Here is a 20,498-nt window from a genome sequence, read left to right as displayed (position 1 = left end):
CTTGAAGCGACCCGGCCCCGGCCGGCGCTACCGCAGGACCCGTACGCCGATGGCGATCGCGCCGATGACCAGCAGGCCGCCCAGGAACTGGAGCCCGGGGGAGTCGTCGGACTCGCCGAGTACGACGCCGGCCAGCCCGGCGGCCAGGACCACGACGGCGACGAGGGCGGACAGGTACCTCACGGTGTCGGCTCCTCGTCGTCGACGAATTCGAGCAGATCGCCCGGCTGGCAGTCGAGCACCCGGCAGATCGCCTCCAGCGTGCTGAACCGCACCGCCTTGGCCCGGCCGTTCTTCAGCACGGCCACGTTGGCCGGGGTCAGCCCGACCCGCTCGGCGAACTCGCCGACGCTCATCTTGTGTCTGGCCAGTTGCACGTCGATGCGGACGACGATGGGCATCAGATCACCGCCTCCAGGTCGGTGCGCAGTGCGGTGGCCTGCCGCAGCAGCGCCCGCATCACCACCATCAGCAGCCCGAGCACGGTGACGCCGACCGACAGGAGGAACAGCAGCATCGGCAGCCCGGGGTCGTCGGCGTTGAACCCGACGTAGAGGAAGACGGCCACCAGTACCAGCCAGCCGGCGGCGATGGCCCAGACGATGGCGTCCACCCAGGCCAGTGCCGACTCACTGAAGATCCGGTCGTTTCTGACCAGGGTGAGCAGCCGCCAGGTGGCGACGATCACCACCTGCACGCAGAGCACCCAGAACACCGTCACGGCGGTGGCCGGCCAGCGCAGGTAGGCCTGCTCGGGTGCTTCGCGCGCCAGGTGGGCGAACTGGCCGGGCAGCGACATGGTCTGGAACAGCACCAGCACCGCGAACAGGACCACGAGGAAGCCTCTGAGGGCGGTGACCGCCCAACGCGCTGTCGTCATGTATCGACTATCGCTCGGAAGCTATCGAAAGTCAATCGACTCGGCGGGTGGGCGGTGACCCGACACCGTCAGGGAACCGGCCACTCGTGGACCGGCTGGTTGCTGTGCATCAGCTCGACGTAGTGGCGGACCACCTCCCGCAAAGCCTCCGGGCGGTCGAGATGGTCGGCGGACTCCAACCGGTGCAACGTCGCCACCTGCCAGCTCGCGCCGTTGCGTCCGGTCAGGCAGCGCTGCTCGATGATGCCGAGCAGCCGGTCACGTTCGGCCGGATCCACCCCCCACCCGTCCAACCCCTGGTGCGCCAATGGCAGCAGCCGGCGCAGCACCAGCTCGGTCGCCGGCAGATAGCCCAGACCCGGCCAGTAGACCTGCGCGTCGATGCCGTGCCGGGCCCCGCTGGTGAAGTTCTCCTCCGCCGCGCTGAACGACATCTGCGACCACAGTGGCCGGTCCGACTCGGCCAGCGCCCGGACCAGCCCGAAGTAGAACGCGCCGTTGGCGATGGTGTCCACCACCGTCGGCCCCGCCGGCAGCACCCGGTTCTCCACCCGCAGGTGCGGGCGGCCCTTCCACACGTCGTACACCGGCCGGTTCCAGCGGTAGATGGTGCCGTTGTGCAACCGCAGCTCGGCCAGCCTCGGCACCCCACCGGCGGCCAGCGTCTGCGCCGGGTCCTCCGGGTCGCAGACCGGCAACAGCGCCGGGAAGTAGCGCACGTTCTCCTCGAACAGGTCGAAGACGCTGTTGATCCAGCGCTCGCCGAACCAGACCCGTGGGCGTACCCCCTGGGCCTTGATCTCCTCCGAGCGGGTGTCGGTGGCCTGCTGGAACAGCGGCACCCGGGTCTCCCGCCACAGCTCCCGGCCGAAGAACAGCGGGGAGTTCGCGCCCAGCGCCACCTGGATCCCGGCGACCGCCTGGGCGGCGTTCCAGTAGGCGGCGAAGTCGACCGGGCTGACCTGCAGGTGGAACTGGGTGCTGGTGCAGGCCGCCTCCGGGGTGATGGTGTCGGCGGTGGTCGCCAACCGCTCCACCCCGCTGATCGCGATCCGCAGGTCCTCCCCACGGGCGGCGAAGATCTGCTCGTTGAGCAGCGCATAGCGCGGATTCGCCGACAGCGCCCCGGCGGTCAGGTGCCCCGGCTCCAGGGTCGGCAGGATGCCGATCATCACCATGTGGGCGTCGACCGTGCGGGCCTTCTCCTCGGCGGCGTTCAGGCTGGCCCGCACGTGAGACTCGAACTCGGCCGTGCCGGTGCCGACGAGTCGTCGGGGCGCCACGTTGATCTCCACGTTGAACTGGCCCAGCTCGGTCTGGAAACTGGGATCGGCGACGGCGGCCAGCACGTCGGCGTTGCGCATCGTCGGCCGGGAGTCGTCGTCGACCAGGTTCAGCTCGATCTCCAGGCCGGTCATCGGCCGCTCGACGTCGAAGCGGGACTCCCGCAGCATCTCGGCGAAGACGTCCAGACACCGGCGGACCTTCTCCCGGTAGCGGGCCCGGTCCTCCCGGCTGAACGTGCGCGCTCCGACTTCCTCACCCATGGCCACCCGCCCTGTCACCGTTGGTCCTGTCAACCTCGCACGTCCCGGACGGACCGGGAAGACCCGAAGGACCCCCTACGTACCCATCGGGGGCCCGGGTGATCCCCGTCGCCCGCCGGTCGTCACGCGCCGGCCGCCGACGGCGGCTGGCTACCATGACCCGATGCGCGAGAAGGTGACCCGGTTGTTCGTGGCGGCGGCGATCGCCGAGGCGTGCTCCTGGCTGGCCCTGCTGGTCGGCATGGCGGTCAAGTACGGCCCGCCGGACAACGAGATCGGCGTCAAGGTCTTCGGGCCGATCCACGGCGCGCTCTTCGTCGCGTACGGCCTCCTGGTGCTCGCCGTCGCCCGGCTGCACCGGTGGTCCCTCGGGGTCACCGTCGTCGCCCTGGTCTGCGCGGTGCCGCCGTTGGCCACCCTGTTCTTCGAGCGCTGGGCCGCCCGCCGGGGCCTGCTGCGGACCACCGGGGAGCAGCGTCCGTTGACCCCCGTCGGCTGACCGCCCGCGTGCGCGCCCGGCGGGGACACCCCGCGACGGGCCGACGCCGGGAGTCGACCGGGCCGGAACCCACCCACGAGGGCCGGGACCCACCCACGAGGGCCGGGACCCACCCACGAGGGCCGGGACCCACCCACGACCGGCCGCCGGCCGGGCCCGGCCGGCGGGGCGGGTGACGATCGGACGGGTCGCCGTCAGGTGAGGACCACGGCGGCGGCGACCAGCAGCACCAGCACCGCCCCCAGCACCGCCTGGATCAGCAGCGGCGGGCCCAGGTGGCTCCACACCGTGGCGGTACGCGGGGTGAGCAGCTGACCGGTGGTCAGGTTGACGATCCGTTCGATGCGCGGCGGCAGGTCGACGTCCTGCGGCTGCAGGGTCAGCTGCACCCAGTCGGACGGGTGCACCGCGCTCTGCGGCAGGTGCCCGTGCAACTCCACCTCATAGAGCAGGCCCTTGTCGTCGCGCACCCGCAGCGGTGTGACCAGGAATTCCGGACCCTTTTTCAGGTCCTTCCAGGTGCGGCGCGCGCCCCCGCCGGCCCGGGAGAGGGCGGTCCGCACCAGCAGCACCAGCAGACCTGCCACGCTCGCCGCGGTCAGCACCGCCACCAGCACCGGCTGGCCGATCCTGACCTCGCGGGGGTAGCCGTCCATGAATCGGACCACCCGCCCGGTGAGTATCCGCTGGGTGGGGCGTACCACCCGGTTTCGGAGTTCGCTGTCCATGTTCACCACCGAGAGTCCCTTTCCGTTCACTGATGGTATCCAGCAAACGGGTCGAACGACGTGAATGAACCGGAGAGTCACGACACGGACGACGGTGGGTGAGGCGCTTCGGCTGGTGGTCGGGCCGAGGTGACATCCCGGGCAGCCCGGGTAAGCGGGCGGCCGAGCCGGAAAGGGGTCGAGCATGCAGCTGTCCTTCCTGCGCCCGCTCTACGACCGTCCCGGGCCGTGGTGCTCGGTCTACCTGGACGCCTCCCGGGACACCCAGGACGCGCGTCCGGCGTTGGACCTACGCTGGCGGGCCCTGGCCGAACAACTCGCCGCCGACGGCGCCGACGAGCCGACCATCGCGGCCCTGGACCGGGTGGTCCGGGGTCACGACCCGATGCCCGGCGACTACGGGCTGGCCGCGTTCGCCAGTCGGGGCCGGGTGGTGCTGTCCGAGTACCTCGCCGCGCCACCACTGCGCGACCTGGCCGCGTACACGCCGCTGCCGCACGTGATGCCCCTGCTGGCGCAACGCGGGGAACAGGTGGCCTGGGTGCGGGTCCTCGCCGACCGCACCGGCGCGGACGCGGTCGCGGTCAGCGCCGGTGGGGTGCCCCGACGGGCCCACGTCAGCGGCCGGCAGACCTATCCGCTGCGCCGGGTGCAACCCGGCGGCTGGTCCCAGTCCCGCTACCAGCGGGCCGCGATGGAAGCCTGGCACCACAACGCCGGGGACGCCGCCGCGGCCACCGCCGAACTGGCCGACCGGGTCGGCGCGGACGTGGTGGTCGTCGCCGGGGACATCCGGGCCACCGGGATGATCACCGCGCAGCTGCCGGCCCGCTGGCAGGACGTGGTGGTGCGCACCGACGCCGGCTCCCGGGCCGGTGGCGCCGACCCGGCCGCGATGGACGACGTCACCGTGCAGACCATCGCCGAGGTCGCCGACCAGCACGTCACCGCCGCGCTGGACCGGTTCGGCACCCAGGAGGACGTCGGTGCGGGGCTGGCCGCCGTGGTGGCCGCCCTGCAACGCAACCAGGTCGACACGATGCTGCTCGTCGACGACCCGTCGGCCGTCGGTGAGCTGTGGATCGGACCCCGCCCGACCGACATCGCCACCGCACCCGGCCAGCTCGCCGCCGTGTCCGACCCGCAACGGGTCCGCGCCGACGCTGCACTGGTCCGGGCGTTGGTCGGCACGGACGCGGACCTGACCGTTCTCGGGCCGGACGAGGCCCCCGAACTGGCCGACGGGGTCGGTGCGGTGCTGCGCTACGTCGACCCGGCCACGCCGGGACGCGACCATGGCTGACCGTACGGTCGCGCAGCTGGTGGTGGACCGGTTGCGGGCCTGGCGGGTGCCCCGCGCCTTCGGCTGCCCGGGGGACGCGATCGCCCCGGTGGTCGAGGCGCTGGACACCGCGGGCGGGGACCCGGAGTTCGTCCCCGCCCGGCACGAGGAGGCCGCCGCCTTCATGGCGACCGGGCACGCCAAGTTCACCGGCGGCATCGGGGTCTGCGTGGCCACCCAGGGCCCCAGCGCGGTGCACCTGCTCAACGGTCTGTACGACGCGAAACTGGACAGCCGGCCGGTGGTGGCGATCCTCGGGGAGGACGTCACCGGACCGCTCGGTGAGGTGCACGAGGAGATCGGGCTGAGCCGGCTCTTCGGCGACGTCTGCCACCAGTTCGTCCGCTACGGCCGTACCCCGGCCCAGGTGCCGGCCCTGCTCGACCAGGCGTTGCGCACGGCCGCGGCGACCCGCAGCCCGACCTGCGTGGTGCTGCCCCGCGCGTTGCAGCTCGCCGTGGTGCCGGACCTGCAACCGGACACGGTGGGGGTGCTCAACGCGACGCCGGGCGAACCGCTGGCCCGGGTGCTGCCCCACCAGGCGGACCTGGACGCCGCCGCGGCGCTGCTCAGCGTCGGAGCGCGGGTGGCGATCCTGGTCGGGCAGGGCGCCCGGGGTGCCGCCGGGCAGATCGCGGCGCTGGCCGACCGGTTGGGTGCCGGCGTCGCCAGCTCACTGCCGGGCAAGCCGGTGCTCGACGAGCGGCTGCCGTTCCACACCGGGGTGCTCGGTGCGGTCGGCACCACCGCCGCCGCCCAGCTGATGGGTGGCGCGGACACCCTGCTGCTGGTGGGCACCAACGACCCGTGGACCGACTACCTCCCGATGCCCGGTCAGGCCCGCACCATCCAGATCGACATCGACGGGCGACGGATCGGCAGCCGGTACCCGGTGGACGTGCCGCTGGTCGGCGACGCCACCGAAACCCTGCACGCGCTGCTGGCCCAGGTCGCCGACCGGCCCAACCGGCAGTGGCGGGCCACCGTCGAGGGCTCCGTCGAGCGGTGGCGCGCGGAGGCCGCCGCCCGCGCCGCCGAACCGGCCGAACCGGTCAACCCGCAGCTGGTGCTGCACGAGCTGTCCACCCGGTTGCCCCGCACGGGGTCGGTCGCCGTGGACGTCGGTTCGGTGCTCTACTGGTACGCCCGCCACCTGGAACTGCCGCCCGGGGTAGACGCGCAGCTCTGCGGCGCACTCGGCTCGCCGGGCTGCGCCGTGCCGTACGCGCTCGCCGCGAAACTGGAGCGCCCGGACGAGCCGGTGATCGCCTTGCTCGGTGACGGCGCGATGCAGCTCAACGGGCTGGCCGAGCTGATCACCGTGGCCCACCGCTGGCAGGGGTGGGCCGATCCCCGGCTGGTGGTGCTGGTGCTCAACGACCGCGACCACCGCGGTCTGGACCACCGCGGGTGGGTGCCGGGCGTGGCCGGGCGGCGGGCCGACGTGCCGTACGCCGGTTGGGCCCGGCTGCTCGGGTTGCACGGTGTCCGGGTGGACCGGCCGGAGCTGGTCGGCGCGGCCTGGGACGAGGCGCTCGCCGCCGACCGCCCGTGCGTGCTGGAGGCGGTGGTGGACCCGGGCGTGCCGCTGCAGGTGCCGGAACCGGCCCTGGCCGACCTGCGGGGCCTGTTCGCCGACGGCGACGCCGCCCGACGCGTCCGGGACCGGATGATGTCTGCCGAGCGGTCGGTCGTCGAGGCCGAGGACCTCGTCTAGCACCGTCGTCGCCGGTGCACCCCCGGGGTCGAAGATTGCGCCCGACGGGGCGGGATGCCCCGTTTAGACCCCAGAGGGAGGGGAAGCCGGGCTGCGTGGTGAGTGATCGAGGCGGGGTGGAGCCGGCGTCGGTGGTGCCGGCGGGACCGACGGCCCAGGGTGCGGGGCTGGCCGGCGACCGGGTCGTGGCGGTGGGTAGCCCCGCGCGGGTGCTGGTGGCCGCCGCCGCCCGGGCCCTGCGCGGGGTGGACTGCGCCGACCTGGGCCAGCCGAGCCGGCCGTCACGGTTCACCCCCGCGCCGGAGCCGGTACGCCGGGCCGTCGCCGGGCGGGTCGCCGGCGAGGTGGCGCTCACCGCCGCACAGGTCGGCGAGGTGGACGGGGAACGGGTGGCCCGGTGGATCGTCGACCAGTACCCCCGGGAACGGTATCCGGCGCTGGTGCTGGGCTCCCCGCACGCCGCCGCGGTGCACCTGGCCGTGGCGCTCGGGGTGCCCTGGCTGCCCACCGGGTTCGAGATGACCGCGCACTGGACGCGCGGCGCGGTGGACCGGCCCGGTGCCGCCCTGGACCAGGGTGCCGCGTTCGCCGCCCGGGTCCTCGCCGGCAACCCCGACCTGCACGTCCGCCAGGTGCACTGCCCGGCGAGCCGGGGCACGCTGGCCGGCGTCGCGATCAGCCTGGTGGCCCGGTGGCGGGCGTTACCGGTGGCGTACGCCCGGTTCCTGGCCGACCGGCTGACGCCCCGGGCGGTGCTGCTGCTGGTCGGTGACGGCCGTCGGTGGCCGGTGTCGGACTCCGGGCAGGGGCACAGCTTCCAGCTCGGCTCCCCGGCCAGCGGGCTGGAACCGGTGGACTTCCACACCGACTCACCCACCCTGCGTCAGGTGCTGCGGGCGGTCGGCGGGACCGGGCAGGGCTGGGAGCCACCGGCGGTCACCGCCGCCCGCGAGCCCGCCGAGCACGGGGTGGAACCGGGCTTCACCCGCACGCTGGACCACTGGGCCCGTAGCCGGGGGCACGAGCTGCGTCAGGTGCAGACGCCGCACCCCGGGGCGCTCAGCGCGGCGACCGCCGACCTGTACCGCCGGTGGCTGCGTCGGGCCGGCAAGACCGGCGACCGGTTGGTGGTCGAGTGCGGCCGGCTGTTCGATCCGTGGCAGGTGGTACGGGCGGGGCTGGTGCCGTACTGGTGTGAGAACGCGACCCGACGCAGCGTCGAGGAGGTGGAGTGGTGGCTCGCCGGCAGCGAGCCGTTCAGCTCGGTGGACGTGCTGCCCGAGTCGCCGGGGATGCGCTCACCAGCGCTGGCCGGGCTGCCGCAGTGGCTGGCGGTGGCGGCGTTCGGCCGTCGTCGCCGGGCCCTGGACCGCACCGCCGCCCGCGGTTACCCGGTCGCCTCGGTGGCCACCCGGCGGGCCACCGAGGTGCTGCGCGGTCAGCCGTACGACCTGCCGACGCCGCCGCCGCTGAGCGTGGCCGACGCGTTGGCCGGGCTCCGGGACGCGGGTGCCCCGCTGGGGTTGGCCGTGTCCTGACCGGCCGGCCCGTCCGGCGCCGACACCGCCCGCTCCGGCGGGCGACGGGCAGCCGGTAACCCGGAAAGGGGACGCCCGGGGTGTCCGCGCCGTCGGGCCGGACCGGGCACACCGAAACATCCTCGCGAACCCGGGGCCGCGTGGTTGAGTACCTGGGGAGCGGGAAGACCGCTCGCCGCGACGGTGCGATCACGCCGGGTGGCGACCGGTCATCGCCTCCGCGCGTCCGGCGATCCCGGCGCGGCACGTGACCCCACTTCCGACCCGGTGCGTGGTGCCACCACGCGCACGACCGGCTCGATCCGGGCGGGGGACCTTCCTGAGGGAGGCGCGGATGTTCGGACAGACCACCACGACCACACCACCTCCGACCGAACGGGGTCTGGAGGATCTGGACGCCGCCGCGCTGGCGTACGCCGCGCGGATCGCCGGCCTGCCACCGGAGCGTCGGGGCGAGGCCCGCGAGGACCTGGTCCGGTTCGCCCTGCCGTTCGCCGGCCGGCTGGCCCGCCGCTACCGGGGGCGGGGCGAGCCGTTGGAGGACCTGGAGCAGGTGGCCCGGCTCGGCCTGGTCAACGCCGTCGACCGGTACGACCCCGAGCGGGGTTCGTTCACCGCGTACGCGGCGATCACCATCGTCGGTGAGATCAAGCGGCACTTCCGGGACCGCACCTGGGGGGTGCACGTGCCCCGGCGGTTGCGCGACCTGATCCTGGAGGTCGGGCAGGCCACCTCGGCGCTGACCAGCGAACTGTCCCGGGCGCCGAGCGTGGCCGAGCTGGCGGCCCGGCTGGAGACGCCGGAGGAGGAGATCCTCGCCGCCCTGGAGTCGGCGGCCGGCTACAGCCCCGCCTCGCTCAACGCACCGGTCGGCGGGGAGAGTTCCGCCGAGTTCGGTGACCTGGTCGGCGAGTCGGACAACGCGTTGGAGTCGGTGGACGACCGGGTGACGGTCAGCGGGCTGCTGCACCGGCTGCCCTGGCGGGAGCGGCGCATCCTGGCGATGCGCTTCTACGGCAACCAGACCCAGGCCGAGATCGCCGCCCGGTTCGGCATCTCCCAGATGCACGTGTCCCGGCTGCTGTCGCGGGCGTTGACCTGGCTGCGTCAGGCGATGCTCGCCGACACCCCGCCGCCCTGGCAGAACGGCACCGCCGAGACGGAGACCGGCCGGAACCGGATCGCGGTCAGACGCACCGCGGAGCGGACGGTGGTCGAGGTCGGGGGAGAGATCGACCGCGACGGCGCGGACCAGTTGCGCCGGATGATGCTGGAGGCGGTCGCCGGGCAGCCCCGCGAGCTGGTGGTGGACCTGGACGGAGCGGGCGGGGTCGACGCCGGTGGCATCGCCGCACTGGTGGCCGGCCGGGACGCCGCCATCCGGACCGGGGTGCCGCTGCGGCTGACCCGGGCCCAGCCGGCGGTACGACGGTCGCTGGCCGCCGCCGGCCTGCCTGCCACCGTGGACGCCTGACCCGGCTCCGGCCGGCGGGGGACGAACGTCGGGCCGGCACCCCCGAACGGGGTGCCGGCCCGACGACCGTTGCGGGTCAGCGCCGTCCGGGGTCGTCGTCGTCCGTGCTGTGCGGGTGCCGCCACCGTTCGGGGGTGTCGGGGTTCGCACCGCCGGGGCCGTCGTCGTCCGGGGCGTCGGAGTGCGCGAAGCCGGGACGGCGGACGTCCTCCGGTTCGGGCACCTCCACCGGGCGGGCGCCGGACTGCGGGGCGGGTTGGTACTCCACCGCCTCCCGGGCCCCGTGCGCGCCTTCGGCCGCCGGTGACTCGGGTACGTGCCGCTCGTGGTGCAGCTCGTCGTGCAGGTGCTGCGGTGGCCGGGTGGTGCGTTGCGGCAGGTCCCGGCCGAGGTCGGCGACGAGGGGGCCGTACTTGGCGTCGAAGGCGGGCCGCTCGGAGCGGATCCGGGGCATCCGGTCGAAGTTGCGCAACGGGGGCGGGCAGGTGGTGGCCCATTCCAGGGAGTTGCCGAAACCCCACGGGTCGTCCACCGTCACCAGCGCGCCGTAGCGCCAGGACTTCCACACGTTGTAGAGGAAGAACAGGGTGGACGCGCCGAGCACGAACGACCCGACGGTGGAGATCATGTTGAGCGTGGTGAAGCCGTCGTCGGGCAGGTAGTCGGCGTACCGGCGGGGCATCCCCTCGTCGCCCAGCCAGTGCTGCACCAGGAAGGTGGCGTGGAAGCCGATGAACATGGTCCAGAAGTGCAGCTTGCCGAGCCGTTCGTCGAGCAGCCGGCCGGTCATCTTGGGAAACCAGAAGTAGACCCCGCCGAACGCGGCGAACACGATGGTGCCGAACAGCACGTAGTGGAAGTGCGCCACCACGAAGTACGAGTCGGTGACGTGGAAGTCCACCGGCGGGCTGGCCAGCAGCACCCCGGTCAGGCCGCCGAGCAGGAAGGTGACCAGGAACCCGACGGCGAACAGCATCGGCGTCTCGAAGGTGAGCTGCCCCTTCCACATGGTGCCGATCCAGTTGAAGAACTTCACCCCGGTGGGCACCGCGATCAGATAGCTGAGGAAGCTGAAGAACGGCAGCAGCACCTGGCCGGTGGCGAACATGTGGTGCGCCCAGACGGTCATCGACAGCACGGTGATCGCGACGGTGGCCAGCACCAGGCCGGTGTAGCCGAAGATCGGTTTGCGGCTGAAGACCGGGATGATCTCGGTGATGATGCCGAAGAACGGCAACGCCACGATGTAGACCTCGGGGTGGCCGAAGAACCAGAACAGGTGCTGCCACAGCATCGGTCCGCCGGTCGCCGGGTCGTAGACGTGGGCGTCGAGCAGCCGGTCCGCGCCCAGCGCCAGCAGCGCGGCGGCCAGCAGCGGGAAGACCAGGATCACCAGGACGGCGGTGAGCAGCATGTTCCACGTGAAGATCGGCATCCGGAACATGGTCATGCCGGGCGCGCGCAGGGTCAGCGTGGTGGTGATCAGGTTGACCGCGCCCAGGATGGTGCCCAGGCCGGAGACGACCAGGCCGACCACCCACAGGTTCCCCCCGATGCCGGGGGAGTGCGTCGCGTCGCTGAGCGGGTTGTACGCCGTCCAGCCGAAGTCGGCCGCACCACCGGGGGTGAGGTAGCCGCCGACGACCATCGTGCCGCCGAACAGGTATAGCCAGTACGCGAACGCGTTGAGCCGGGGGAAGGCCACGTCCGGTGCGCCGATCTGCAACGGGACGATGTAGTTGCCGAAGGCGAACACCAGTGGGGTGGCGAAGAGCAGCAGCATGATCGTGCCGTGCATGGTGAACGCCTGGTTGTACTGCTCGGGGGAGAGGAACTGCATCCCGGGCCGGGCCAGCTCGGCCCGGATGAGCAGGGCGAGCACGCCGCCGATCAGGAAGAACACGAACGACGTGGCCAGGTAGAGCAGGCCGATCTGCTTGGCGTCGGTGGTGCCGAGCAGCCGCAGCAGCTTGTTCCCGGGAAGTGCCGGGCGGACCGGTCCGGGGAAGCCACCGAACCGGGCCGGGGCGAGGATCGCCGGGCCGCGGTCTCGGGCGGGTTCCGTGGTTACCCGTCTGGGCATGGCTCTCTCACCCCGTCGTGACGACAGAAAGGACGGGCGCGACTACCCGTCCCTCCGCCCATGTAACCAGGCGAGAGAGGGAATTTCGGTCAATTCGCGGGCAGGAGTGCCCAAACCACTTTGCCGTCGGCCAGCGGGGAACTGCCCCAGCGCTGCGCCATGTCCCGGATCAGCAGCAAACCCCGGCCGCCCTCGGCGGTCACGTCCGGGCTGGCCGCGCGCGCCACCGCCCGGCTGCCGTCGGCGACCGCCACCCGCAGGTACGGCTGGTGCAGGGTCAACGTGATCCGCATCGGGGTGTGGGCGTGCCGCACCACGTTGCCGACCAGCTCACTGAGCACCAGCGACGCCGGTTCCACCAGGTGCGGGACGTTCCACCGGGCGCAGGCGTCACCGACCAGCTCACGGGCCCGCCGGCAGGCCCCCGCCACCGGATCCAACCGGACCCGCAACCGGGGTGCGGCGGTCGCCCCGGCCAGCCGGGTCGCCTCGGCGCAGTCCTGCCGTACCGGCACCACCCGGCAGGCGGTGGAGGTGGCCAGCCAGGCGGCGGCGTCCGGCGGGGGGGAGCAGAGCACCACCGGCACGGCCGGCCAGTCCGCGGCCTGCCGGGCGGTGGCGGCGAAGACCGACAGCGCCAACCGGTCGGCGACGGTCACCCCGCCCAGGTCGACCACCAACGCGTCCGGCAGCGTGGCCAGGCAGCGGTCCAGCACGGTGTGTACGGCGCGCATGGTGCCCAGGTCGAGTGCGCCCGCGAGGCGTACGACGGTCACGGGTGACTCGTCGTGGACCTCGCAGGTGATCCGGCTGGCCATCGGCCCCTCGATTCCGCTCGCGGTGCTGGGCAGAACCGCCAGGTACCCGCGGTCCCGGGGAACGAAACCGGGCCCGGACCGAGGACGGTCCGGACCCGGTCGGGTCGGTGGTTCAGGCGGCCTGGAGCTGCGGCTTGCGGGCCCCGGCGCGGACCGTCTCGTAGAGCGTGACGTACCGCTGCGCCATCACCGCCGGGGTGAACCGCTCGGCGGCCTCCCGCCGGCACTCGTCCGGATCGAGCCGGCGTGCCGCCAGCAACAGCTCACCCAGCTCCTCCTCGTCGTCGGTGAGCAGGCCGGTCCGCCCGTGCGCGATCAGCTCGGGCAGGCAACCCCGCCCGGTCGCCACCACCGGCGTGCCCAACGCCAGCGACTCCACCACGGCGGTCCCGCCGGGTTCCTCCCAGCGCAGCGGGAACAACGACGCCCGCGCCCCGGCCAGCAGGTCGTCGCGCTCCCGGCCGGCCACCGTGCCCACCCAGCGGACCAGGTCACCGTCGACGTGCGGGGCGACCTGGTCGTAGAAGAACCGCACGTCCGGGTTCTGCCGGGCCTCCTCACCCGCCGCGGCCAGGTCCGCCGGCCGGTGGTACGGCCCGACCGGGCCGGCGAGCACCAGCGGCACCCCGGTGCGCCGGGCCAGCCGGGCGCCCACGTCCTGGCCCTTGCCCGGGTTGATCCGGCCGAGAATGATCGTGTAGTCACCCTTTGCCGGCCGGGGCGCCCGGTCGGCGTGCACGGCCAGCGGGGTGGACAGGTGCACGTGCCCGACCGAGTGCGCCCGCAGTGCCCGGGGTGCGCGGGCCAGTTGGGCGGCGGAGACCCCGTTGACCCGGACCCGCGCCCCGGCGTCGAGGTTGCCGTACAGCTCGGGGTGCTTGGCGAGGTCCCAGTGCAGGGTGTGCAGCACCGGTGGGGCGGCCGGCCCCATCGCCGCGAGGGTGGCCAGCCCGACGGCTTCCACGTGGTCGTGCACCAGGTCGATGTCGTCGCGGCCGTGCACCTGCCGGACCACCCCGGCCAGGTGCGCCTGGGACACCCCGCACACCTGGTTGTAGGGCCGTTGCAACGCCGCGAACTGCCCGTCGTCGTAGACCGAGAACCTCTCGTCCACCGGCAGGGTGCTCGACCCCACCGAGGCCAGCACCACCTTCACCCCGAGCCGGCGCAGCTCCGGCACCAGGGTGGCGATGACGTTCTCGATGCCGCCGTAGCCGGGTGGGGGCACGGACAGCCAGGGGCCGGCGTTCATCAACACGGTGAGACTCATGATCGGGGAATCCTCTCGGGACGGTGGGAGTCCCGGGCGGGTGTCGACCCCGCGCGTCGGGTGGCACTGCCGGTGTCGCGTCGGAGGGCCCGCCGTGTCGTCACGCGGCCACCCGCCGCCGCGGCAGCCGGGGCCGCAGCTCGGCCAGGGGTGGACGTTCCTGCACCGAGACGTCGTTGACGACGATCTCCCGGTCGAGATTCGGCAGCGCCTCCGAGCCGCCCCGACGGAACTGGGTCAGCAGCGCTCCCGGGCTGGTGCCCGGGGCGGCCCAGCCGCGCCGCTGCAACCGCGCCCAGGCGGTGTGCATGATCTGCGCGGACATCCGGCCCAGGGCCGCGGTGTCCTGGTGCCGGTGCTTGCGCTCGCCCAGGTCGACCTGGGCCAACGCGTCCAGGCCGACCAGTTCCAGCAGATCGATCAGCATGGCCGTCTCGACCCCGTAACCGGTGACGAACGGCACCCGTTCCAGCACCTCGCGCCGGCCGGCGTACTCGCCTGCCAGGGGCTGCACGAAGCCGGCCAGCTCCGGCCAGAACAGGTTCAGCAGCGGCCGGGCCATCAGCTCCGTCACCCGTCCGCCGCCGTCGGTCTCGACGCTGGTCGTGCCGACCAGGGGCCGGTGGTAGAAGCCCTTCACGAACTCCACCGACGGATCGACCAGCAGCGGACCGATCAGGCCGGTCACGAAGTGCGGCCGGAACTCCCGCAGATCGGCGTCGATGAAGGCGACGACGTCGCCCTCGGCGGCGGCCAGGCCGGCCCAGAGCGCGTCACCCTTGCCGGTCAGCCGGGGCAGCCCCCGGGTCATCTCGTCCTGACCGACCACCTCCGCGCCGGCGGCCCGGGCCACCTGTGCGGTCCGGTCGGTCGACCGGGAGTCGACCACGATCAGCTCGTCGACCAGGGGAACCCGGTCCATCAGGTGTTCCCGGATCGTCGCGACGATCGCCCCGACGGTAGCTTCCTCGTTGCGGGCGGGCAGCACGACGCTGACCCGGTTCTCTCCCTTCGCCCGCATCAGCCGTCGCGTGGGCCAGTCCTGCGCCGACGTCGTTCGATAGGTGGCCCACGCCTCCACGACAGGAGAGACGATCGGTGTTGTATCCCGCACTGGCAAACCCCCAGATCCATGGCGGAAAACCCGGATGTGGTTTTCCCACCCCCGCACAACCGCTAACCGGATAATCCCTAACAGCTTGATCACGTCGGTTCCACCGGCCGGTTCCCGGCAGGTGAACGCTGTGTTGCGCGACGACCCCGGGGTTTCGCCCCGGCCCACCGGGGGGAGTGCTGACGGCGTTGGTCATGACCGCGTCGAGAGGGCCGAAGAATGCGTACGTGCCGGGTGGGGCTGGTCGGGGCCGGCGGGGTGGCGCAACGCCACGCCCGCGTGCTGGGGAGTTTCGCCGACGTGGAGTTGCTCGGTGTCACCGACGTGGCCCGGGACGCGGCGACGGAACTGGCCGCCGCGCACTCCGCGCACGTCTTCGCCGACGTCGACGAGCTGCTGGCCGCCGGCCCGGACGCCGTCTACGTCTGCGTGCCCCCGTTCGCGCACGGGCCGGTGGAGGAAGCCGTGATCGCGGCCGGGGTGCCGATGTTCGTGGAGAAACCGGTCGCCGCCGACCTGGACACCGCCGAGCGGATCGCCGCCCTGGTCCAGGAGAAGCAGCTGCTCACCGCCGTCGGACACCACTGGCGTCACCTGCACGTGGTGCAGCGGGCCCGGCAGCTACTCGCCGACCGCCCGGTGCGGATGGTCAACGGAGCCTGGCTGGACAAGGTGCCCCCGGTGGCCTGGTGGGCGGTGCGGGACCGCTCCGGCGGCCCGGTCGTCGAGCAGGCCGCCCACGTGCTGGACCTGATCCGCGTGCTGGCCGGTGAGGCCGTCGAGGTGACCGCGTACGGCGACGGCAGCCCGCCGCCGGTCGACGACGCCGACATCGACTCGGTGACCGCCGCCACGCTGCGCTTCGCCTCCGGGGCGGTGGGCACCCTCGCCGCCGCCTGCGTGCTCGGCTGGAAACACCGCGCCGGCCTGGAGATCCTCGCCGACGGGCTGGCCCTGTCCCTGGCCGAGGACGGCCTGACGATCCGCGACGCCGACGGGGAACGCCACCTGGCGGCCGACCCGGACGAGGCCCGGGTCGCCGTCGACCGGGCCTTCGTCGACGCGGTCACCGGCGTCGGCGACGACATCCGGGTGCCGTACGCGGAGGCGCTGCGCACCCAGCGACTGGCGGTCGCGGTCGCGCAGAGCGCCCGCACCGGTCGCCCCGTCACCCTGCCCACCGGCCCGGCCGCCCTGACGTCGGTGGCCGGCGGCGTGCCGGCGACACCCGCGGGGGTGACCGTCGATGCGTGACACGGTGGTGGTGGTCAGCGGACCGGGACGGGTCGAGCTGGCCGAGCAGGAGGCCGGTGAGCTGCGCGACGGCACCATCCGGGTGCGGACCCGCTACAGCGGCATCTCCGCCGGCACCGAGCTGAGCTTCGTCAAGGGCACCAACCCCTACCTCAACGTCACCTTCGACACCGGCCTCGGCCTGTTCCGGCCCGGAACGGCCAGCACCCCGTACCCGGTCACCCGGCTCGGCTACATGCAGGTCGCCGAGGTGGTGCAGAGCCGTACCCCGGCGATCGCCGTCGGCACCGTCGGTGCGATGACCTACGGCCACCGCACCGGGTACGTCGCCGACCCGCTGGCCGAACGGTTCGTGCCGCTGCCCGACGACCTCGATCCGCTGCTCGGCGTCTATGTGGCCCACATGGGCCCGATCTGCGCCAACGGGCTGCTGCACGCCGCCGCCGACCTGTACGGCACCGACGTCCGCTCGCTCGGCGACGGGGTGCGCGGCCGCCGGGTCGCGGTGGTCGGCGGTGGGGTGGTCGCCCTGCTCACCGCCCTGTTCGCCAGGCAGCACGGTGCCGCCTCGGTGGTGGTGGTCGACCCGACGCCGCAGCGCCGCCAGGTCGCCGAGGCGCTCGGCCTGCAGACCCTGGACCCGGACGCCGACGACCCCGCCGTGGTGCTCAAGACCCGGTGGCACCACAGCGCCGGGGACCGGGGCGCCGACGTGGTGTTCCAGTGCCGGGGTCAGGACTGGGCGCTGCACCTGGCGCTGCGCCTGCTGCGCCCCCAGGGCACCGTGATCGACCTGGCGTTCTACCAGGGCGGCGCGGACGCCGTCCGGCTCGGTGAGGAGTTCCACCACAACGGGCTGTCGCTGCGCTGCGCACAGATCGGCCGGGTGCCCCGGGGTCTCGCCCCCACCTGGGACCGGGAACGCCTCTCCGCCGAGACGATCGACCTGCTGCGCCGGTACGGCGACCTGATCCACACCCACCTGATCTCGGCAGTGGTCCCGTTCGCGCAGGGACCCGCCCTCCTCACCGACCTCGCCGAACGCCGTCGCCAGGAACTCCAGGTGGTGCTCACCGGCTGACCGGCACCCCACCGGGGACCGGTCGCGTGCGGTGGGCCGGCCACCGCACGCGACCGGTACCGCAGGTCACCGCGCGTCGGCGGTCACCTGCGGCACGGCCCGGGCGAAGTAGTGCGCCCCGGTCTCGTGGTTGTCCAGGTGCTGGTAGAACCCGCGTGTGCTGCGGAACTCGTACGTCGTCACCGCGGCGCGCGGGGCGGTCAGGTCGCCGTCGGCCAGGGCGGCGAGGACCTCCGCGACCGGCATGGGGAAGGTGACCGGGTCACTGGCGTACTCCTCGCCGTCGACCCGCCAGCCGGCCGGCCGGGCGGCGCCCGGTGGCTGGTAGACCGGGCGGCTCCAGCGCTCGAAGCGGTACAGCTCCCGGCCGAACTCGGCCCAGTCGGCCGGGAAGCGACTGACCACGGCGTCGTTCCACCACCGTTCGATCTGCTCGTCGAGCGCCGGCTCGCTGTAGAGCATCCGGTGTCCGGCCGCGACGGCCGGCGACTCGGCGATGATCGGGAAGCTCTCCCGGAACGCCACCACCGCCGGGTGGGCCGACGCCTCGATGAAGTCCCGCAGACTGTTGATCACCTGGCTCTGGGTGAGCCCGGCGAGTAGGCGGGCCGGCCGCCAGAGCCGCCGGAAGTACTGGTTCTCGCCGAGGATGCGGGCCAGGTACATGAAGCGTTGCATGGCGAAGTTCTCGGCCAGGGTCGAGGTGCGGTTGGCCAGCACGTACTCGAAGTCGTCGTGCTGGCCCCGGACGGTCACGAACCCGTGCAGCTGGCGCTGCTCGCTGTAGCCCGTGTTGGGCAGCAGCAGCAACGGGTAGACCGCGATCCGGGGGACCTTCTCGGCGAGGCGGTCGTAGCCGTCGAAGAACGAGGCGGTGGTCTCGCCGGGCGCTCCCCAGATCAACTCGACGAACGCCTCCATCTTCTCCTGGGCCAGCCAGTCGGCGAGCGCCTCCCACTGGTTGAGCTTCATGTTGCGCCGCTGCATGTCGCCCAGCGCCTCGTCGGACAGCGTCTGGAGGGCGAGCGTGAACGAACTCTTGAACCCCCGGTCCCGCAGGGTCCGCACGATACGGTGGAACCGCTCGGACTTGTTCTTGGCCCAGTTGGCCTCCAGCGCCGTCGGGAAGCCGTACCGGGCGTTGGTGCTCAGCAGGTCCTCGGTGAACTCCTCGTCGGCCTCCAACATGCCGAAGTTGGCGTCGCAGAGGAAGACCGTGGGCACCTGGTGGAAGCCGAACAGGTCGAGTTCCTCGGCGAGGCGTTCCCGGGAGAACGAGCGCACCCGCTGCCCGGTCGCCCCGCCCCAGTAGCAGAACGAGCACTTGTACGGGCAGCCCCGGTTGGTCTCCAGCAGCGCGAACTCGTACGGGAACGCTCCGTTGCGGTCGACCAGGGGGATGGCGCCGGTGAGGAACGGCGAGGGGATCACGTCGAGGTTCTCGATCCGTGGCCGGTCCTCCGTGGTGTGGCAGGCCCCGTCCGGGTCCCGGTAGGAGACCCCGGCCACGGTGTCGAGCGCCGGGTCACCGGGGCGGGCGAGGATCGCGGCGGTCAGGTCACGGAAGGTGAGTTCCCCTTCCCCGTTGACCACCACGTCGACCGCGGGGTGTTCGCGGAACACCCGGGGCCCCTGGTGGCTGACGTGGTTGCCGCCGAAGACCACGGTGCCGCCCGGCTTCAGCTGCTTGTAGAGGTCGGCCAGGCAGGCGAAGTTCCGGTAGTTCCACCCAAGCACCGAGAACGCGAGAATGTCCGGCGGCTCACTGGCGAATATCCTTCGGGCCATTTCGGTGATCGACCAGCCGCCGCGCAGGTTGTGGATCTGCACGTCGGTCTCGGAACCGAGGTCGGGATCGGCGTCGAGGATCGCCTTGAGATATCCCGCCGCCAGTGGCATGGAATCGATGGGCAGGTCCCATGCGCTTTGTTGCACCAATCCGATCTTGAACATGGTGCGGTGTCTCCGTTCGCGAATAGGAGGGACTAACCGCGTACCGCTTCGATGGCGAACAGTGCTGCGAACAGGAGCAGCAGCGAACCGGAGAGCCAATCGATCCATTGCCGACGCTGCGGGGTCAACCAGCGCCGCAGGGAGGATGCCGCGGAGGTGAGGACGATGAACCACACCCAGGAGGCGCTGACCGTGCCGGCGGCGAACACCGGCCGGTCGTCCGGGGTCTGGGTGGCGATGGCGACGCCGAGCACACCCACCACGTCGAGCACCGAGTGGGGGTTGAGCACCGAGACCGAGGCACACCGGGCCACCACCCGGGTCCAGGGCAGACCACCCGTGGCCAGGGCGTCCGGCCCGCGGGTGCTGGTGCGGAAGCACTGCACCCCGAGGTAGCTCAGGAAGCCGACCCCGACGACGAGCAGCACCGTCTTGAGGCCGGGGACGCTCTGCAGCACCGCCGAGGCGCCGGCGCCGCCCAGGACGATGAGGACGGTGTCGCAGACGCCCGCGGCGCCGACCGCCACCCAGGCCCGTGGCATGCCCACGCTGAAGCCCTGGTTGATGAGGAAGATGTTCTGTGGACCGATCGGCGTTATCATGGCCAGCCCGAGCAACAGGCCGGCGAAAAAGATGTCCATACTCCTACCCGTAGCCCCCCGGCGGAATAGTGAGAGTAATGATCGTAGCGGTTCGGGTGCGGCGAATCGCCAACCGTCTTCGGCGTGCCGCACCGGGGTTGCTCGACCGCCCGTCGCGGGCATTGGACAGCGGATCCAGCGGAAGTCGGGATGGCATTCTCCTCCCCCTGGGATGCCTGCCCGGGAGCAACAGCAGTCAATGTACCGGGTGTCCGCCAGCACCCGCGCCCCCGACGCCGGATAATTGCGGCACCCGTGGTGGTGACCGGCGTCCGGATCGCGTCGCCCCGGCGGTTGTGCGGTGGCGATGGGGTGAACTGACCTGCGACTACGGAGGGCTATCGGATCTTCGCCCCCCGTCGCCGTGGGCCCGCCGTCCGCCGCCGAATCCGCCGCTCACACGTCCCATAAGGTGGGAATTGTGGATCGGGAGTGCTCCGGCCACCGCGTCCCCGCCCGGCGGGCCGGACCGGCCCCCGGATCGACGCCCGCCAGTCCACCGCGTCGGTCGCCGCCGGTCGACCGGCGGCCACCCGGACCCGCCGGCACCCGCGCTGAC

General features: G+C 72.7%; 18 protein-coding genes. 7 read left to right on the top strand and 11 right to left on the bottom strand.

Translation table 11 applies throughout. From position 1 onward, the window contains the following. Positions 1-27: 27 nt before the first annotated feature. From AB0B63_RS13035 to AB0B63_RS13020, 4 genes are all read right to left on the bottom strand, one after another. A complete protein-coding gene (locus AB0B63_RS13035) occupies positions 28-183 on the bottom strand; it encodes a hypothetical protein (RefSeq protein WP_357017771.1) in 156 nt (51 codons plus the stop codon). Then, positions 180-401 carry a helix-turn-helix transcriptional regulator gene (locus AB0B63_RS13030; RefSeq protein ID WP_357017768.1) on the bottom strand — a complete coding sequence of 74 codons (222 nt, stop codon included), beginning with the start codon at positions 399-401 and terminating at the stop codon, positions 180-182. The genes AB0B63_RS13035 and AB0B63_RS13030 overlap by 4 nt, the downstream gene beginning before the upstream one ends. After that, positions 401-880 carry a DUF2975 domain-containing protein gene (locus AB0B63_RS13025; protein WP_357017765.1) on the bottom strand — a complete coding sequence of 160 codons (480 nt, stop codon included), beginning with the start codon at positions 878-880 and terminating at the stop codon, positions 401-403. The genes AB0B63_RS13030 and AB0B63_RS13025 overlap by 1 nt, the downstream gene beginning before the upstream one ends. Positions 881-948: 68 nt before the next feature. Further along, positions 949-2,427, bottom strand: a complete 1,479-nt coding sequence (locus AB0B63_RS13020; RefSeq protein ID WP_208566314.1) for a glutamate--cysteine ligase — start codon at positions 2,425-2,427, stop codon at positions 949-951. 163 nt (positions 2,428-2,590) lie between these two features. Here AB0B63_RS13020 and AB0B63_RS13015 point away from each other — a divergent pair, with 163 nt between their 5' ends. Then, positions 2,591-2,926: a DUF3817 domain-containing protein gene (locus AB0B63_RS13015; RefSeq protein ID WP_357017762.1), complete on the top strand. Its 336-nt coding sequence runs from the start codon at positions 2,591-2,593 to the stop codon at positions 2,924-2,926. A 194-nt stretch (positions 2,927-3,120) separates the two neighbouring features. Here the strand turns inward: AB0B63_RS13015 and AB0B63_RS13010 are convergent, their stop codons facing one another. After that, positions 3,121-3,663 carry a hypothetical protein gene (locus AB0B63_RS13010; protein ID WP_357018173.1) on the bottom strand — a complete coding sequence of 181 codons (543 nt, stop codon included), beginning with the start codon at positions 3,661-3,663 and terminating at the stop codon, positions 3,121-3,123. Positions 3,664-3,838: 175 nt separating this feature from the next. Here AB0B63_RS13010 and AB0B63_RS13005 point away from each other — a divergent pair, with 175 nt between their 5' ends. From AB0B63_RS13005 to AB0B63_RS12990, 4 genes are all read left to right on the top strand, one after another. Continuing rightward, positions 3,839-4,957 (top strand): Vms1/Ankzf1 family peptidyl-tRNA hydrolase, encoded by a 1,119-nt coding sequence (locus AB0B63_RS13005; protein WP_357017759.1) that lies wholly within the window; start codon positions 3,839-3,841, stop codon positions 4,955-4,957. After that, complete coding sequence (locus AB0B63_RS13000) at positions 4,950-6,713, top strand: thiamine pyrophosphate-binding protein (RefSeq protein WP_357017756.1); 1,764 nt, start codon at positions 4,950-4,952, stop codon at positions 6,711-6,713. The genes AB0B63_RS13005 and AB0B63_RS13000 overlap by 8 nt, the downstream gene beginning before the upstream one ends. Positions 6,714-6,847: 134 nt before the next feature. After that, a complete protein-coding gene (locus tag AB0B63_RS12995) occupies positions 6,848-8,251 on the top strand; it encodes a hypothetical protein (RefSeq protein WP_357018171.1) in 1,404 nt (467 codons plus the stop codon). 334 nt (positions 8,252-8,585) lie between these two features. Then, on the top strand, positions 8,586-9,725 hold the full coding sequence (locus tag AB0B63_RS12990) for a SigB/SigF/SigG family RNA polymerase sigma factor (RefSeq protein WP_208566310.1): 1,140 nt from the start codon (positions 8,586-8,588) through the stop codon (positions 9,723-9,725). Between the two features lie 76 nt (positions 9,726-9,801). On the opposite strand, the gene ctaD is transcribed toward AB0B63_RS12990, so the two are convergent. The 4 genes from ctaD to AB0B63_RS12970 form a co-directional block, all read right to left on the bottom strand. Continuing rightward, the gene (gene ctaD / locus AB0B63_RS12985) at positions 9,802-11,808 is read right to left on the bottom strand and encodes a cytochrome c oxidase subunit I (RefSeq protein WP_208566309.1); all 2,007 of its coding nucleotides are present in this window, start codon (positions 11,806-11,808) and stop codon (positions 9,802-9,804) included. Positions 11,809-11,897: 89 nt separating this feature from the next. After that, positions 11,898-12,626, bottom strand: coding sequence for an ATP-binding protein (locus tag AB0B63_RS12980; RefSeq protein ID WP_357017751.1), 729 nt, complete (start codon positions 12,624-12,626; stop codon positions 11,898-11,900). A gap of 112 nt (positions 12,627-12,738) precedes the next feature. After that, on the bottom strand, positions 12,739-13,896 hold the full coding sequence (locus tag AB0B63_RS12975) for a glycosyltransferase (protein ID WP_219461098.1): 1,158 nt from the start codon (positions 13,894-13,896) through the stop codon (positions 12,739-12,741). A 100-nt stretch (positions 13,897-13,996) separates the two neighbouring features. Next, the gene (locus AB0B63_RS12970) at positions 13,997-14,977 is read right to left on the bottom strand and encodes a glucosyl-3-phosphoglycerate synthase (RefSeq protein WP_307799087.1); all 981 of its coding nucleotides are present in this window, start codon (positions 14,975-14,977) and stop codon (positions 13,997-13,999) included. A 252-nt stretch (positions 14,978-15,229) separates the two neighbouring features. Here AB0B63_RS12970 and AB0B63_RS12965 point away from each other — a divergent pair, with 252 nt between their 5' ends. Both AB0B63_RS12965 and AB0B63_RS12960 read left to right on the top strand, forming a co-directional pair. Continuing rightward, complete coding sequence (locus tag AB0B63_RS12965; protein ID WP_357017748.1) at positions 15,230-16,264, top strand: Gfo/Idh/MocA family oxidoreductase; 1,035 nt, start codon at positions 15,230-15,232, stop codon at positions 16,262-16,264. Further along, complete coding sequence (locus AB0B63_RS12960; RefSeq protein WP_357017745.1) at positions 16,257-17,345, top strand: zinc-binding dehydrogenase; 1,089 nt, start codon at positions 16,257-16,259, stop codon at positions 17,343-17,345. The genes AB0B63_RS12965 and AB0B63_RS12960 overlap by 8 nt, the downstream gene beginning before the upstream one ends. Positions 17,346-17,411: 66 nt before the next feature. On the opposite strand, the gene AB0B63_RS12955 is transcribed toward AB0B63_RS12960, so the two are convergent. Together AB0B63_RS12955 and AB0B63_RS12950 are read right to left on the bottom strand one after the other, a co-directional pair. Continuing rightward, entirely contained in the window at positions 17,412-19,298 is a 1,887-nt protein-coding gene (locus AB0B63_RS12955) for a KedN5 family methylcobalamin-dependent radical SAM C-methyltransferase (RefSeq protein WP_357017742.1), read from the bottom strand. A 32-nt stretch (positions 19,299-19,330) separates the two neighbouring features. Beyond that, positions 19,331-19,939, bottom strand: coding sequence for a LysE family transporter (locus AB0B63_RS12950; protein ID WP_208566302.1), 609 nt, complete (start codon positions 19,937-19,939; stop codon positions 19,331-19,333). Positions 19,940-20,498 lie beyond the last annotated feature (559 nt).

The sequence above is a fragment of the Micromonospora sp. NPDC049081 genome, assembly GCF_040648835.1.
Taxonomy (GTDB): Bacteria; Actinomycetota; Actinomycetes; order Mycobacteriales; family Micromonosporaceae; genus Micromonospora; species Micromonospora antibiotica.
This window is presented reverse-complemented; position numbering and strand designations above follow the sequence as displayed.